We start from the raw sequence: 15,811 nt of genomic DNA, 5'->3' as shown, positions 1-15,811 counted from the left end.
CATGAGTACGATTCCGTCGTCCGTCGAAGCGACCGAGACGGTCCTGGAAGTGGAGGACTTATCAGTAACGTACAGAATGGGTGATGAGCCCGACGTCCCGGCGGTCAGGGACGCGAGCTTCACCGTCGAGCGCGGGAAGACGTTCGGCATCGTCGGCGAGTCCGGCTGTGGGAAGACGACCGCGATGCGAGCGCTCATCGGGCTACTCGACGACAACGGCGAAGTCACCGGCGGGCAAGTCGAACTCAACGGACGCGACCTGACGACGCTGTCGGACGCCGAACTCCGTGCCGTCCGGTGGTCAGAGGTCGCCATGATCCCGCAGAACGTGATGAACGCGCTCAACCCCGTCGAGACTGTCGGCTCCCAGATCGTCGACGTGATCTGCCTCCACACGGACCGCTCGCGCGAGGCGGCGCGGGCCCACGCCGAGGACCTGTTCGACCGAGTCGGTCTCGACCCGTCACGGATGAACGACTACCCACACGAGTTCTCGGGCGGGATGCTCCAGCGGGCCGTCATCGCGATGGCCATCTCCTGTGACCCCGACCTACTGGTGGCCGACGAGCCGACGACTGCCCTCGACGTGGTCGTTCAGGACGAGATCCTCGACGAACTCGCATCGATTCAGGAGGAGTTCGACCTCTCTGTGCTGGTCATCAGTCACGACATCGGCGTGATGGCCGAGATATGCGACGACATCGCGGTGATGTACGCCGGAGAGGTCATGGAACGGGGACGCGTCGAAGACGTGTTCGTCGACTCCGCGAACCCCTACACGCTCGGGCTCAAGAACTCGTTCCCGAGCGTCGACGACGCCGACAAGGAACTCGTCTCCATCCCGGGAACGGCTCCCGACCCGACGAACCAACCGTCGGGATGCGTGTTCCGCGACCGGTGCCCGTTCGCGACCGAGGAGTGCGCCGAGGTGGAACCGGACCTTCAGGAGGCACCGGGAGGTACCGGTCACGTCTCGAAGTGCCACTACGTCGACGACATCGAGCGCATCCGCGAAGAGGCGACCGACCCCGCGAAGTGGGGCGGTGCGGAGAGTCTCGCCGACGCTCGCACCCCGACCGACGAACCGCTCGTCGAGGTCGAGGGGCTTCGGAAGTACTTCGACAACGACAGGAGTTTAGTCGACACCCTCCTCGGACGCGAACCCGAACCGGTGAGGGCCGTCGACGACGTGGACTTCACCGTCAACCGGGGCGAGTTCTTCGGTATCGTCGGTGAGTCGGGCAGTGGTAAGTCGACGCTCGGGCGGCTTCTCCTCAAACTCATCGAGCCGACAGACGGGTCGATACGGTTCGACGGCACCGACCTGACGGCCATCGACCGCGGCGACGAACACGCGTTCCGTCGCGACGCGCAGGTCATCTTCCAGGACCCCTTCGAGAGCCTGAATCCACGACTCACCGTCCAGCAGACGCTGCTCGAACCCCTGTCCATACTCGGTGAGGTGGACTCGTACTCCGAGCAGGTCGACTACGCTGAGAGGGTCCTCGAAGACGTCGGCCTGTCGCCAGCCGAGGAGTATCTCCGGCGGTTCCCCGACCAGCTGTCGGGCGGCGAGCGCCAGCGGGTCGCCATCGCACGGGCGCTCGTCGTCGACCCGGAGTTCATCGTCGCCGACGAGCCGGTGTCGATGCTCGACGTGAGTATCAGGGCCAACGTGCTCAACCTTCTCGAACGGCTCGGAGTCGAGCGAGACCTCACGTTCGGTATCATCAGCCACGACATCAGCCTCGTCCGGAACGTCTGCGACCGGACGGGCGTGATGTATCTCGGTGAATTCGTCGAACTCGGTCGGACTGCCGACCTCGTGGACGACCCGAAACACCCCTATACGAAGGCACTGGTCGACTCCGTACCGGTTCCCGACCCGACGGTCGACCGCAAAGGAGCGAGCATCGCGGGCGAGACGCCCTCACCACGCGACCCGCCCACGGGATGCCGGTTCCATACGAGATGTCCCGAGGTCATCCCGCCAGCGGAGTTCGAGTTCGAACCGGGCCAGTTCCGGTCGGTGATGGACCTCAGACAGGACCTAGCGGCGGACAGGCTACGCCTGAACGCAGTTGGGGAACGAGCCGACGGTGAGGTCGTAGAACAGCTGAAAGCCGAGTACTTCGAGGAGTTTCGCGACCCGAACGCTGAAGCCGTCATCGACGAGGCGCTCGAAGCCGTCGCGACCGGCGAAACGGACGAGGCGCTTGCTCTTCTCGAAGACGCGTTCGAGACGCCGTGCGAGACCGACGTTCCGGAGTACCACGAGGTGGACGGTATCTACGTCGCGTGCCACCTCTACTCGGAGGAGTGAACGTCACTCCCTTCTATAGTGCGAGTGAGAACATCCGCTTCACGGGCTGAGAAGCCGGTAGAAACCCATACTGCCGAGAAGGATCATCGCGATCCCGGTCGCGGTGACGCCGACCACGTCCGCGGTCGTCACGAGGTACGGGGTCGTCAGTCCAAATATCATTACGGAGAAGCCAAGCGCGAACAACACCGAACAGACCGTGAGCGCGAGGAGGAATCCCGCTTGCCCTGTATCGGTAATCGAACGGTCGGAATTCGAGACGCTCATGTGACTACCCTTTCACCCCGAAGGCATAAGCTTTTGCGAGGGAGCAGTCCGCGAGGACCCCACGTCAGCATCCGGTCGATGAGCTACTCGTTGGGACGGACGACGACCTTGCCGAAGACCTCCCGGTCCTCGATGAGGCGATGGCCGTCGGCGATGTCATCGAGCGGGAGAACCCGGTCGATGACAGGCTCGACCTCCCCGCGAGCGACCCACTTGAGGGCGTCCCGGAAATCCTGCCGGTTCCCCATCGGCGCGCCGAGGATCTGGCGGTGGCGCTGGTAGACCGACCGGATATCGATGTCAGGGTCGGGACCGCTGGTCGCGCCGCAGATGACCATCCGCCCGCCCATCGCTAGGGCGTCGATGCTCGTCTGCCACGTTTCCTGACCGACGTGGTCGGCCACGAGGTCCACGCCGCGTCCGTCTGTGAGGTCGCGGACCGCTTCGTCGAAGGGCGCTTCGGTGTAATCGATAACGGCGTCGGCCCACTCTTCGAGTCGGGCGGCTTTCTCGTCGCTGGACGTGGTCGCGTACGCCGTCGCACCGATTCGTTCGGCGATCTGGAGCGCGGCGTTCCCGACGCCGCCGCTTGCCCCGAGTACGAGCGCCGACTCCGCTGGCCGGAGACCCCCGGTGGTGACCAGCATCCGCCAGGCGGTCGTGAACGTGATCGGCCAGGCCGCGGCGGACACGAAGTCCAGCTCGTCGGGCTTCGGTTCGACGTTCCACGCTGGAACGGTAAGGTACTCGGCGAGCCCGCCGGGCAGGTCCTCGCCGATGATACGGTACTCGGGACACATCGTGTGCTCGCCGTTGAGGCAGAACTCGCACTCTCCGCATGTGACTCCGGGGTAGACGATCACCGACTCGCCTTCCTCGACCCCGGTTACGTCCGGCCCGACCGAATCGACGACGCCGGAGATGTCGCAACCGGTCCGTCTCGGGAAGTCGCCCTCGTCTTCGGGATGGCCGAGCCGCGCAAAGACATCGAGTCGGTTGAGCGCGCACGCTTCGACCTGAATCCGGACCTCCTCGGGGCCGGGTTCGGGAGTGTCGACGGTCGCAATTTCCAACGCTTCGTCTGGTGATCCGTACTGGGTAATATGCGCTGCTCGCATACGATTACCATGGGAGACGAGGGTAATATACGTACCACATGCTACCGCGAGGCAAACGTTTTTGCCAATCGGTGAGACAGTAGCACCTGTATGAGCCAGTCAGTAGCCGATAGTGAGGCGCTTAGTAGCCTCGAAGGCTCGGTAGTGGACGCCGTCTCCATCGACGAACCGTGGGCGCTCCTCGAGAAGTTCTCCGGTCTCGAACGACTGTCGGGGACCGAGGAGGAGGAGGAGGCCGCAGAGTACATCGCGAACCGGTTGGAATCGTTCGGCGTCAGCTACGAGCGGTACGACCCGGAGCTGTACATCAGCCAACCGCACGACGCGACCATCCGAACGCCGGACAGGGAGTTCGAACCCGGTCCCGTCAAGACCGTCTCGTTCGCCGCCTCGACCACGGTCAGTGGCGATGTGGTGTACGTCGGGTCGGTGAGCGACGACCTCCTGTCGGAGGGCTCCGCCGAGGAGAACGACTTCGAGGACGTCGACCTCGACGGGAAGATCGCGCTGACGACGGCAGGTAGCCTCTCGATTCGCGCCACCAGTATCCTCGAAGACCGGGGTGCCATCGGCGTCGTCGCCATCCACCAGCACGACAGCGAACCGCACAACGGTATCGCCACGCCCATCTGGGGCGGGGCCCCGAGGCTCGACGAGAAGGACGAGATTCCCGACGTGCCCATCGTGAACGTGAGCAAACCGGACGGCGAGACGCTCCGCGAGTGGGCGGAGTCCGACGACGGGCTGAAACTCGAGATGGAGACCGACCTGACGACCGACTGGTTCGAGTGCCCGGTCATCGAAGCGCGAATCGAGGGCGGGTCTTCGCCCGAGAACGACGATTTCGTCCTCCTACACGGCCACTACGACTCGTGGTACGTCGGAATCACGGACAACGCGACCGGCGACGCCGGACTGCTCGAACTCGCTCGAATCTTCGACGAGCACAGCGACCAACTCGACCGCGACCTCCGCATCGCGTGGTGGCCTGCTCACTCGACCGGGCGCTACGCTGGCTCGACGTGGTACGCCGATGAGTTCGCTCAGGAACTCAACGAGCGGTGCGTCGCGCAAGTGAACATGGATAGCCCGGGGGCGAAAGACGCGACCGAGTACACCGACATGTCGTGCTGGACGCCCGAGGCCCATCCCCTCGTCGCAGACGCCATCGAGGACGTGACGGGAGCGCCCTACGAGGAGCACTTCCCGTTCCGGGCGGGCGACTACTCGTTCGACAATCTCGGAATCACCGGCTTCTTCATGCTCTCGTCGAACATCCCGACGGACGTGCGCGAGGAGCGTGGCTACCACGAGGTCGGCGGTTGCGGTGGAAACTCGGACGCGTGGCACGTCTCGACCGACACGCTCGACAAGGCCGGGAAGGACGAACTGGTCCGGGATATCCGGCTGTACGCGGTGAGTCTGCTCCGCGTCCTCAACGCCGACGTTCTGCCGTTCGACCACGCTCGGAACGTCGCCAGCATCCGCGAGACCGTCGCCGAGTACGACGAGGCCGCAGGGGAACACTTCGACTTCGGTCCCGTTCTCGACGAGCTCGACTCTCTCGAAACCGAACTCGAATCGTTCTATGCCGATGTCGGGTCAGGCGCGACCTCACCTGCCGAAGCGAACGACGCCATCAAGCGCCTGTCACGGATTCTGACGCGGCTCAACCTCGTTCGGGACGGCCAATTCGAGCAGGACCCGGCGGTCGGACGCCAGCCGGTGCCCCGGCTCGCTCCGGCCCAGAAGTTCGACGCGCTCGAAGGCGACGACGCGAAGTTCCTGCAGGTGCAGTTGAAGCGCGAGTCGAACGCGGTCATCGGCGAACTCCGTCGAGCGCGGGAACTCGTCGCATAGCGACGAATTCCCCGTGGGAACGTTGGCAGTACGCTACCCGTCTGCAGGTGCGGTTCGGCGCGGTTCGAGTCCGCGCGGCGGGCCTCGCGGTCGGATGGTGCCCCGTCCGACTGCAACCCCCGGTTCGGCGACTCGCTCGAACGCTACCGGGCCGTACAGTCCGGCCCCCGTTAACACGAGCGGGGACAGTCGACAGCCACTCACTTGTGCCATCGAGCGGATCGCGCGACCGGTACCTGTCATCCAAGGGGCAACGCCCGTCGGATAGAAATCACCGCGGTCGACTCCGCAGACGGGCGTCCTTACCGTCGTCTCTCTCCCGAAGCCCAGTCGAGACGTACAAGCGCGGGTGAAGCGGTGGAACTGAACGAAACCAGAACACTTTCGCGAGACGGCTCCCAGACACGCGTATGGGACAGGACCTGTTCAGTCCGATAACCTTCAGAGAGACGACCGTACCGAATCGCGTGATGGTGTCGCCGATGTGCATGTACTCGTGTGAGAGCCGTGACGGCCTCGCGACCGACTGGCACATGGTCCACCTCGGGAGTCGCGCGGTCGGCGGCGCGGGACTCGTGATGACCGAAGCGACGGCGGTCTCGCCGCGCGGTCGGATCACGCCCGACGACCTCGGAATCTGGAGCGAGGAGCACGCCGACGCGTTGCGCCCGACCACCGAGTTCATCAAGTCTCAGGGCTCGGTCCCCGGCATCCAGCTCCAGCACGCCGGACGGAAGGGCAGCAAGACCCGCCCGTGGGACGGCGGCAAACCGCTCCGGCCGAGCGAGGGCGGGTGGCCGACGCCGATGCCGAGCGACGTTCCGTGGCCCTACGACGACGAGCCGCCGGAGGCGGACGTTCTGAGCGAGGACGACGTTCAGGGTATCGTCGACGAATTCGTCGCGGGCGCAGAGCACGCGCTGAGCGCCGGGTTCGAAGTGGCCGAACTGCACGCCGCCCACGGGTACCTGCTACACCAGTTCCTCTCGCCACACACGAACCGTCGGACCGACGCGTACGGCGGGAGCTTCGAGAACCGGATTCGGCTCCCGGTCGAGGTGGCCGAAGCCGTTCGCGAGGTGTGGCCGGACGACAAGCCGCTGTTCGTGCGCATCTCCGCGACGGACTGGCTCGACGGCGACTCGTGGACCGTCGAGCAGTCGGTGAAGCTGTGTCGCGAACTCGCGGCAGTCGGTGTCGATCTGATAGACGTGAGCGCGGGCGCGCTGACGCCGCTTCAGGACCTTCCCGACACGGGCCCCGGCTATCAGGTCCCGTTCGCGGAGGTGATTCGCGAGGAGAGCGAAGTCCCCGTCGGGTCCGTCGGGAGCATCACGGGAGCCGCGCAGGCTGACGCGCTGATTCGCAACGAGCGCGCAGACCTTGTCGTCGTCGGCCGCCAACATCTCCGCGACCCCTACTTCGCGAATCACGCCGCCGAAGAACTCGGCCGCGACGAGGAGACGCGATGGCCGGACCAGTACGATTACGCGATTTGAACGGGATATTCCGCGGTAATCCGTCGAAACGCCGCTGTCGACCGATTTTTCCGGTCGTTATCCGGCCGGGGCGGTCGGATAGTCCGGTCGTCGGCCGTGTAGTTCGGAGCGCTATCGCTCGGAACAGGTCGAAATAATCGAGAAGAGATCGGGGTTATCTAACGTCGAAGAAGGGGCTGAGCGACTCCTTGGACGCCGACGACGTGAGGTACGATCCCCCGATCATCCCGACGAGACACATGAGGACTCCCGGAATGACCGGGTCGATCTGCGCGTAGACTCCCGTAACAGCGCCATTTTCGATACCGAAGTGCCACGCGAGGACGGTGACGAATCCAAGTATCATGCCGACGAACGTCCCCGGTGTGTTCGCCTGTTTCCAGTGAAGCCCGAGCAGGAGCGGCATCGAGAAGGTCGCTCCGATAATCGCCGCTTGGAGTAGGACGATGAACTGCACCAGTCCGCCGAGTACCTCACCGTACAGCGCGAGGAAGAACGGGATGATGCCGACAGCGATTACGGACAGCCGATTGACCCAGAGCTTCTGTTTCTCGGTCGCCTCGGGCCTGAGGAGTTCCGCGTAGATGTCGTGTGCGATAGCACCGGCGGAGACGATCATGATGGAGTCGACGGTACTCAGCATCGCCGAGAGGATGGCTCCGATGACGAGCGCACCCAAGATGGGGCCGAGCACGTCGATGCTCATGATGACGCTCGCGAGGTCGGGCGTCGTGAGTTCGGGGTAGAGAACCCGCATGCTCATGCCGACCATCGCGACGCCAGCACCGATGATTATCTGGAAGATGAGCGTAGTGCCGATGGCGTACCGAACGGTCTGTTCGTCGCGCATCGAGTAGATGCGGACGATCTCGTACGGCGCACCGAGCATCCCGAACCCGAAGGCGGCCGCGATGGTACCGACCTCGAGGGGCGTCATCCCCCAGCCGAGGAGGTCGGGATTGAGCGATGTGAGCATGAGCTCGAGCCGACCGACTCCCCCGATGTTACCGAGAAGCAGCGGAACGGCGATGATCGCGCCGACCGCCATGATGATGATCTGGACGAAGTCCGAGAGCGCGCTCGCGCGCATGCCACCGAAGGCGGTGTACGCGATGATGATCGCGACCATGATGGCCATCCCGACCACGTTCGAGACGCCGAAGATGGACTGGAAGATCAGTCCGGCACCGGTGTACTGTGCGCTGATGTACACGGTGTACGCGACCACGATCAGTATGGCCGAGAAGGCGCGCATGGTGTCTCCGCCGTTGCCGTCGTCGCCGTAGCGGACCGCGATGAAGTCGGGGACGGTGATCTCGCCGAACCGCCGCATCTGTGGGGCGACGAACACGAGCGAGACCAGCCAGCCCAGCCAGAGCCCGACCCAGATGTAGACGAAACTCACGCCCGTGAGGTAGTGGACCCCCAGCGTTCCGACGAACGTCCCGGCGCTCATCTGTGTCGCCGAGAGCGTCGCCGAACCGACCGCAGGACCGATCTCCCGGTTGGCTACGAGGAAGTCCTCCTCGTCGTTGGTCGTGAGATAGCCGTATATCCCGATACCGAAGATGACGACGAAGTACGCCGCAATCGTTGCGAGAAAGACCCAGCCGACGGTTCCGATGACGGCCATTAGGCCTCACCTCCCCGCTCCAGGGATTGGGAGCCGACCTCCTTCTCGGCGACCTGTCCCTTGTGGCGCGCCCAGAGCAGGGCGGCGACGACGAACAGTATTCCGGTGATGATGAACGGTGCGAGCATGCCTAGTAGTGATGCCATTTTTCTGCCTCCAATTATGCTGTTTTCCGGTCAATTGCCAGTCCGCCAACGATGAAGCCGACGATCAACACGACGCCCACCAGCGAGTAGAGCGTGTCCGTAGTGAGACCGCCCGCGGCGGTCTGACCGTAGCCCATCTTGACGAACCCGGGGACGTGGAGCAGGTCGAACTCGACCGTGTTCCCGTCGACCGTCTCGGCGGTCGGGAACGAGTCATCCGACAGAGTCGTTCCCTCGGGGAGCGTCGCCGTGATGTCGACCACGTTCGCCTGCCCGGGCGTCGAGTACTCCGGCACCCAGAGCGGCGTCTGGAGTTCACCGGTCGGTCCGGAGACGTCGTACTCCAGCGTCACGGTCACCGTGTCACCGTCGGAGACCCCCTCGACGGGGACCGAAACGTCGTGGTGACCCGACTCCTCCGAGACGGTCGGGTCGACGCTCTCGCCGTCGATGGTCGCGGTGATGTCGCCAACCTCCCTGTCGGAGAGCTTCCACATCGTGCCGCCTATCGAAGAGAGCGCCTCGTCACCGGTACCGGCCGACTCGACGTCGAACTGGTACTCGGCGGTTACCGTGCTGGTCTCCCCTGCGTCGACCTCGATTGTCGATTCGGCGAGGGTGACCGAAGGGGATTCTTCCTGTGCCATAGCCGTCGTCGGACCCAGTAGTAGTCCGACAACGAGAAGGACCACTACGAACGTCCGGCTGTTGAGCTTCTGTCTAATCATTCGTGTTGCTATATGTGGGCGTTTGCCAATCGAGTCGCTGTCGTACGCTACAGTGTCACGTAATACCAGCAAGGTATAAAATTTGCGGTAAGTGCTATACTTCCTACCGCTCATGTCCGGGATTTATCAGTCTCGGCTCGGACGCCCGGTGAAATGGTAGGGGTCACAACACGAGACCGCCGCCAATGGTCTGGGATTTGAACTGCGGGCGGTCGGAACTCGACTGGTCAACCGCTCGCGCGGCGTCCGGGCTCCCAAACGTTCTAAAGACCTCCGCTCGAACGCGATGATATGCGTTTTGGAGTAAACGTTCCGACCAGCGCGGGAGCGTCCGAGTACTCGATGCTCGCGTTCTGCGATTCAATCGATTGGAAAAAGCAACGCGGCTACGCACGACTCGCCGAATCGGTCGGCTTCGACGGGGTCGCGGTCCCGGACCACCTGATGACCGGCGACGGAGCGACGACGGAGTGTCTGAGTACGCTCACCGCCCTCGCTCGGGAAACCGAGACGGTGACGCTGTTCCCGAAGACCATCAACAACGAGCTCCGGCACGGACCGCTACTCGCGAAAGCGGCCGCCACCATCGACAACGTCAGCGACGGACGATTCAAACTCGGGATGGGTGCTGGCTGGAAGGAGGACGAGGCCCTCGCGTTCGGGTACGACTGGCCCGACGCGCCCGACCGATTACGAGCGATGGAGGAGACCATCGAGTTGACGAAGCGGCTGTGGACCGAAGACAGTGTGACCTACGAGGGCGATTACTACGAGCTTCGGGACGCAGTCAGTAGACCGCATCCGACGCAGGACCCCCATCCGCCGGTCATGGTCGGCGGCGGTGGCGAGGAGTTCACCCTCCGCATCGTAGCCAAGCACGCCGACGAGTGGAACTACTGGGGACCGCCGGAGGTCATCGAGCAGAAACTCGACGTCCTCGCGGCCCACTGCGAGACGTACGGAACCGATTTCGACGAAATCGATACGTCGTGGTTCGCCCGCTGTATCGTCCGCGAAACCGAGGAGGAAGTCGACGCAATCCTCGACGAAGTTCCCCGGTTCCGCGACCCGGACGAAGACGATCCGCTGTCGTCGTTCAACAACCTCATCGGAACGCCCGAACAGGTCGCCGAGGAGTTGCGGGCCTACGAGGAGCTCGGGGTGGACGAGGTCGTTCTGGAGTTCGTCGACTTCCCGGAGTCCACCGGTATCGAACTGTTCGCCGACCGCGTGATGCCCGAGTTCCGATAAAAGCGGTCTGGTGGCGTAGTGAGCCGCACCTGAGACCCGCTACCAACCGGGGACGGTCGCCACCTACCGGCCGGGGACGCTCACCACGCTTCTTCGAGCGCGCGGAGCACGTTCTCGCCGAGCACCTTCTCGATCTCCTCGTCGGTGTACTCGTTCTTGACGAGCCAACGGATGATGTTGTTCCACGCTTCGGTCGGGTTCTCCAGCCCCTTCACGTAGGGGCTCTGGAGCGTGGTTTCGGGGAGTTCGATGCCGTGGAAGTCGGCGAGCACTTCGAGTAGGCCCGTGTGGTCGCCGTAGAGGACGTCCGGACCGAACGCGACGTGGTCGATACCGACCAAGTCGACGATGTACTCGAAGTGGTCCATGTACGTCTCGATGTCGGGCAGGTGCGTCGACGAGAGGATACCGATGACGCCGCCGGTGTCGGCGATGGCCTCGAGTTCTTCGTCGGACGCGCCGCGTTTGCCCACGCCTGCGCCCCTCGCGAGAGCGTGGGTGTCGAAGACCGGCTTCTCGCTGACCTCGCAGACGTCCAGGGTGGTCTGGGGACTCGAGTGACTGGTGCTTATCGCCATCCCGACCTTGTTCATTCGCTTGACGGCCGCCGCACCGAACGCGGTCAGGCCGCCGTCGCGTTCGTGGATACCGCCCTCACCCGTTCCGAGGGCATTCGAGGCGGTGTAGGTGATTCCCATCGACCGGACGCCCATTCCGTAGAGCTGTTCGATGCGGTCGAGTTCGTTCTCGATCATCGCCGCGGATTCGAGTGCAGGCACGATAGCGAGCTTCCCCTCGTCGTAGGCCCGTCGGATGTCGTCGGCTCCGTCACAGCGGATGGCATACTCCGAGTGAGCGATATCGCAGGCGCGCATGCTCACGTCGTGGACGATGTCGTCCCACTTCCAGCCGTGCTGGGAGTGAATGCTCGCGAGTCCGTCGAAGTGCATGTCGAAGACGCCGTCGAGCGCGGTGTCCGCCAGAGCCTCGTAAGCGGTGACCGCCCGACCCTCGCGGATGTAGTCCCAGAGGTCTTCATCGAGGTCGTCCGGGAAGTAGAACGGGTGTTCGTGGAACGACACTACGTAGTTCTCCGCCGCGACCTGCTGTGCGCGTTCCTCTTCGTCGTCGGTGAGCGGTATCTCGTACGGCTCGAAGCCCGAATGGCGCTCGGGAAGCGCGAACTCTCGGTAGTCTTCGCCAGCCGTCAGATAGTCGTACGACTCGTAACCGTCGTACTGCTTGTGAGCTCCCATTACACCGTTGAAACGTGAGAGTAGCAACTTAACCGTTCGGGAAGCGGATAACCCACAATCCCGGTGCCGAGGCGGTTCCGTACGGGAGACGGAACGACGGGGGTCTCCAATCGGAAGCAAGAGGACTTCTGCGATTTCACGTAATACCAACTGCGCTCGTATCGAAATAACACCCTAAAGGTGTTAACTGTATGCCCGGAATCCCGAGCTTCCCAAAACCGGATTTCGTTCTCCGCGGTCGACCGAAGAATCGGTCGCACTTCCCAAGGAGGGGTGGCCGCTTCATCGGGACTTCGGGACGCGCTACGCGCCCGGAGCGCCGTAGATTCGGAGCGTGAACCGAAAAGAGTCGAGTCCGTCGTTACGTTCGCATCTTCCCGTCTAGCTCTCGGTACCGCGTTCGGTCTACAAGCCGAGCAGGCCGAGTGCCTCGGGGCTTGACCCCGAGGCGGTTCACCCCTCGTAGTCGACGAGTCTGTCGAGGAGGGCGGCGGTCGTCCGAACGCCGTTCGCGAAGCAGTCCAGGGCGAGGTTCTCGTCGGGCGAGTGATTGTTCTCGTCGCTGTTGGCATAGGGGACGACGACGACCGGCGTCTCCAGGTGGCGGGCGAACGCGGCGGTCGGAAGCGACCCGCCGAGCGTCGGTTTGAGGATGGGGTCCGTCTCCCACCCGGCCGAGACCGCGTCCAGAACCGGCTCACGAACGGGGTGGTCGAGCGGTGTCCGCTGGGGGGACATGGTCCCGAACTTCGATACCTCGATGTCGACGGTCCCGGACGCGTGGTTCTCGACGTGACTCCGGAACTTCTCGTAGATATCGTCGGGGTCCTGGTCGGCGACCAGCCGCATGTCCATCTTCAGCTTCGCGGTCGACGGGATGATGGTCTTGGTCCCCTCGCCGCCGTAGCCGCTGGTGAATCCCGCGATGTTGAGCGTCGGATAGTACAGCAGCTTCTCTAGGTACGAGTCACCGGGACCGTCGGCGAATCCGCCGATATCGAGGTCGGCCTTGACCGCGTCGGCGTCGAACGGCATCGCGTCGAGCGCCTCGCGGTCGAGGTCCGTGATGGGTCGCACGTCGTCGTAGAAGCCCTCGATGGTGACCCGCCCGTCGTCGTCCTTCATCGACGAGAGGATGCGGTTGAGTTCCCACGCTGGGTTGGGCACCGGCCCACCGTAGTTGCCCGAGTGGAGGTCACGGTTCGGCCCGGTCGCGTCGATCTGGACGTAGAGCATTCCCCGCGCGCCCATCAGGACGTGGGGCCGCCCCGAGGCGTCGATTGGGCCATCGGCCACGTACGTCAGGTCGGCGTCGAGTTCGTCGGCGTGTTCCTCGACGACCCCGTCGAGATGGGGGCTCCCGCTCTCCTCCTCGCCTTCTAGCAATAGGGTCACGTTCACGGGGAGCCCAGTCGTTTCTCGGAGTGCCCGGACCGCACAGAGGTGGGCGAACCACTGGCCCTTGTTGTCGCCCGCGCCGCGGGCGTAGATGCGCTCGCGGCCGTCCGGTCCGTCCCGGATGGTCGGCTCGAACGGCGGCGAGGTCCACTCGCCGGGGTCTACGGGCTGGACGTCGTAGTGACCGTAGAGCAGAATCGTCGGCCGTTCGTCGGGCGACTCGTCGGCACGGGCGTACGCGATGACCGCAGGCTGGCCGTCCGTTTCGACCGTCTCGGTCCTGTCGAATCCGTACTCGCGACAGAGTCGCTCGGCGAGGTCGGTACATTCGGCGACGCCCTCGCCCGTCGCGCTGATGGAGGGCTGTTCGAGGAGCCCGAGGAGGTCGTCGAGAAAGTCGTCGAATCGTTCGTCAACGTAATCGTTGGGAGCTTTGGCCACGGTAAACTACCTCACTACCTCGGACGAGGGCGAGCGGGGTTATCAAAGTTTCCTGGACGCCCGCGGAGTTCGCCTCGACGCCGCGAAGAACAGGGCAACGACGGGGGGCATCCAAATCGTTTTAACCTTCGTGGTCATCCGAGGACCTATGCTAGACCCTATCAATCGAGACGCGGAGTCGACGCTCCAGTCGCGGATCGACGCCGACGAGATGGACGCTCATCTCGATGTCTTCGACGACCTCGCCAGAGTTTCCGGGACTCAAGACGAGTGGGAAGCGAGCGAGTACGTCGTCGAGAAGCTCGATGAGTACGGCGTCGACGCCGAGATACTCGAGTTCGAGGCGCTCATCAGCACTCCCGAGGAGGCGGAGATGACGGTCACGACGCCGGAAAAGCGCGATATCTCGCAAGCCATCACCACCTCGTTCGGCGCGAGCACGCCGCCGTCCGGGGTCGACGGCGAAGTCGTCCACGTCCCCGAACTCTCCGAGGACGCCCTCGCCGCCGCGGACGTGGCAGACAAACTGGTGTTGACCCGGGGCCTGCCGACTCCAGAACCCATCCTCGACCTCGAAGCGGCGGGTGCCGCGGGCGTGGTCTTCGAGTCGCTCGGCGGCGAGCACCTTCACGAGATGATCGTCACTCCCATCTGGGGGACGCCGTCCCGGGACGACGCCGACCGGATTCCCGACCTCCCGGTGGTCGAGGTCACCGACTCCGACGGGGAGTGGCTCCGCGAGAAGGCCGAGGAGGGACCGGTCGAAGCGACGATACGGACGCAGGTGACGACCGAACTGACCACGCTTCCGTGTCCCGTCGGCCGCATCGAGGGGACCGGGAGCGACCGCTACATGGTGATGGGAAACCACGTCGACTCGTGGTACGAGGGCGTCACCGACAACGCCACCGCGATGGCGGCGACGATGGAGGTAGCGCGGGTCGTCGCCGAGGCAGACGAAGACCCCCACCGCGGACTGGTGTTCGGCTTCTGGCCCGCCCACTCGACGGGCCGATACGCGGGTAGCGCGTGGTACGCCGACGAGAAGTGGCTCGACCTCCGCGAGAACGGCGTCTGCTACCTCCACGTCGACCTCAACGGCCTGAAGGGGGCCGACAGCATCTGGTTCCAGCACATGGCCGAACTCGAGGACGAGCACCTCGACGCCATCGAGTCGGCGACCGACCTCCCGCTCCGCGACGACGACGAGAGCTGGCTCGGGAGTTCTGGACGGCCCGCGCGCAACTCCGACCAGTCGTTCTGGGGCGCGGGGCTGAGTTCGCTCCTCTCGGGGGCGCGGCTCGACCCCGCGACCGACGAGGGCGGCCCCATCGGTGGTGGGTGGTGGTGGCACACGCCCGAGGACACCCGAGACAAAGTCGACATGGACGTGTTAGTCGAGGAAACCCGGGTATACGTCGCGCTGGCGGCACGCTTCGGCTACTCGCCAGTCCTTCCCCACGACTACACGGCGGCCGTCGAGGATATTCGAACCGTCCTCTCGGACATCGAGTCCGCCGCCGAGCGGGAGTTCGACGAGATTCACGGTGCGCTGGACGACCTCGAAGCGACTGTCGCTGACGCGAACGCGCTGATCGATAATCGCGCGGAGTCCGACCCGGAACTGGCCGCCGACGCCGAGGACCTGCAAGTGGAGTTGGGGAATCTCCTCGTTCCGGCACTGTACATGGAGAGCGAAGAATACGGACACGACCCGGCCCTTCCCCACCAACGGCTCCCGTATCTGCGGGTGGCCGAGGAACTCCCGGAGCTGTCCGGCCGCGAGCGCCGGTTCGCCGAAACCTCGGTTCGACGCGGTCGCAACCGCCTCGCTCACCGCGTCGGACGAGCGACCGAAGTAGCCCGGCGGTTCGTCGACCGACACGCCTGA

General features: G+C 64.4%; 12 protein-coding genes. 5 read left to right on the top strand and 7 right to left on the bottom strand.

Features of this window, described 5'->3' with window-relative positions; all coding sequences use genetic code 11:
• Position 1: 1 nt before the first annotated feature.
• A complete protein-coding gene (locus NGM10_RS18010) occupies positions 2-2,323 on the top strand; it encodes an ABC transporter ATP-binding protein (RefSeq protein WP_253485167.1) in 2,322 nt (773 codons plus the stop codon).
• 39 nt (positions 2,324-2,362) lie between these two features.
• Here the strand turns inward: NGM10_RS18010 and NGM10_RS18005 are convergent, their stop codons facing one another.
• Both NGM10_RS18005 and NGM10_RS18000 read right to left on the bottom strand, forming a co-directional pair.
• Positions 2,363-2,590, bottom strand: a complete 228-nt coding sequence (locus tag NGM10_RS18005) for a hypothetical protein (protein ID WP_253485164.1) — start codon at positions 2,588-2,590, stop codon at positions 2,363-2,365.
• A gap of 83 nt (positions 2,591-2,673) precedes the next feature.
• Entirely contained in the window at positions 2,674-3,708 is a 1,035-nt protein-coding gene (locus NGM10_RS18000) for a zinc-binding dehydrogenase (RefSeq protein ID WP_253485163.1), read from the bottom strand.
• A gap of 90 nt (positions 3,709-3,798) precedes the next feature.
• On the opposite strand from NGM10_RS18000, the gene NGM10_RS17995 reads away from it, so the two are divergent.
• Both NGM10_RS17995 and NGM10_RS17990 read left to right on the top strand, forming a co-directional pair.
• Positions 3,799-5,568 carry a M28 family peptidase gene (locus tag NGM10_RS17995; RefSeq protein ID WP_253485161.1) on the top strand — a complete coding sequence of 590 codons (1,770 nt, stop codon included), beginning with the start codon at positions 3,799-3,801 and terminating at the stop codon, positions 5,566-5,568.
• A gap of 410 nt (positions 5,569-5,978) precedes the next feature.
• Positions 5,979-7,067 (top strand): NADH:flavin oxidoreductase/NADH oxidase, encoded by a 1,089-nt coding sequence (locus tag NGM10_RS17990; protein ID WP_253485159.1) that lies wholly within the window; start codon positions 5,979-5,981, stop codon positions 7,065-7,067.
• 154 nt (positions 7,068-7,221) lie between these two features.
• Here the strand turns inward: NGM10_RS17990 and NGM10_RS17985 are convergent, their stop codons facing one another.
• From NGM10_RS17985 to NGM10_RS17975, 3 genes are read right to left on the bottom strand one after another with little or no spacing between them, the layout of a single operon-like run.
• Positions 7,222-8,700, bottom strand: coding sequence for a sodium/proline symporter (locus tag NGM10_RS17985; RefSeq protein ID WP_253485157.1), 1,479 nt, complete (start codon positions 8,698-8,700; stop codon positions 7,222-7,224).
• Positions 8,700-8,846, bottom strand: coding sequence for a hypothetical protein (locus NGM10_RS17980; protein WP_253485155.1), 147 nt, complete (start codon positions 8,844-8,846; stop codon positions 8,700-8,702). The genes NGM10_RS17985 and NGM10_RS17980 overlap by 1 nt, the downstream gene beginning before the upstream one ends.
• 14 nt (positions 8,847-8,860) lie before the next feature.
• Positions 8,861-9,493, bottom strand: coding sequence for a hypothetical protein (locus NGM10_RS17975; protein WP_253485154.1), 633 nt, complete (start codon positions 9,491-9,493; stop codon positions 8,861-8,863).
• A gap of 372 nt (positions 9,494-9,865) precedes the next feature.
• On the opposite strand from NGM10_RS17975, the gene NGM10_RS17970 reads away from it, so the two are divergent.
• Positions 9,866-10,825, top strand: a complete 960-nt coding sequence (locus tag NGM10_RS17970) for an LLM class flavin-dependent oxidoreductase (RefSeq protein ID WP_253485152.1) — start codon at positions 9,866-9,868, stop codon at positions 10,823-10,825.
• A gap of 80 nt (positions 10,826-10,905) precedes the next feature.
• On the opposite strand, the gene NGM10_RS17965 is transcribed toward NGM10_RS17970, so the two are convergent.
• Positions 10,906-12,081, bottom strand: a complete 1,176-nt coding sequence (locus tag NGM10_RS17965; RefSeq protein ID WP_253485149.1) for a dipeptidase — start codon at positions 12,079-12,081, stop codon at positions 10,906-10,908.
• A 453-nt stretch (positions 12,082-12,534) separates the two neighbouring features.
• The gene (locus tag NGM10_RS17960; RefSeq protein WP_253485146.1) at positions 12,535-13,920 is read right to left on the bottom strand and encodes a M20/M25/M40 family metallo-hydrolase; all 1,386 of its coding nucleotides are present in this window, start codon (positions 13,918-13,920) and stop codon (positions 12,535-12,537) included.
• Between the two features lie 148 nt (positions 13,921-14,068).
• Here NGM10_RS17960 and NGM10_RS17955 point away from each other — a divergent pair, with 148 nt between their 5' ends.
• Complete coding sequence (locus NGM10_RS17955; protein ID WP_253485143.1) at positions 14,069-15,811, top strand: M28 family peptidase; 1,743 nt, start codon at positions 14,069-14,071, stop codon at positions 15,809-15,811.

Origin of the sequence: Halorussus salilacus, assembly GCF_024138125.1 — an archaeon.
GTDB lineage: Archaea > Halobacteriota > Halobacteria > Halobacteriales > Haladaptataceae > Halorussus > Halorussus salilacus.
Note: the sequence above shows the minus strand (reverse complement) of the source record. Positions and strands in the feature narration are given on the sequence as shown.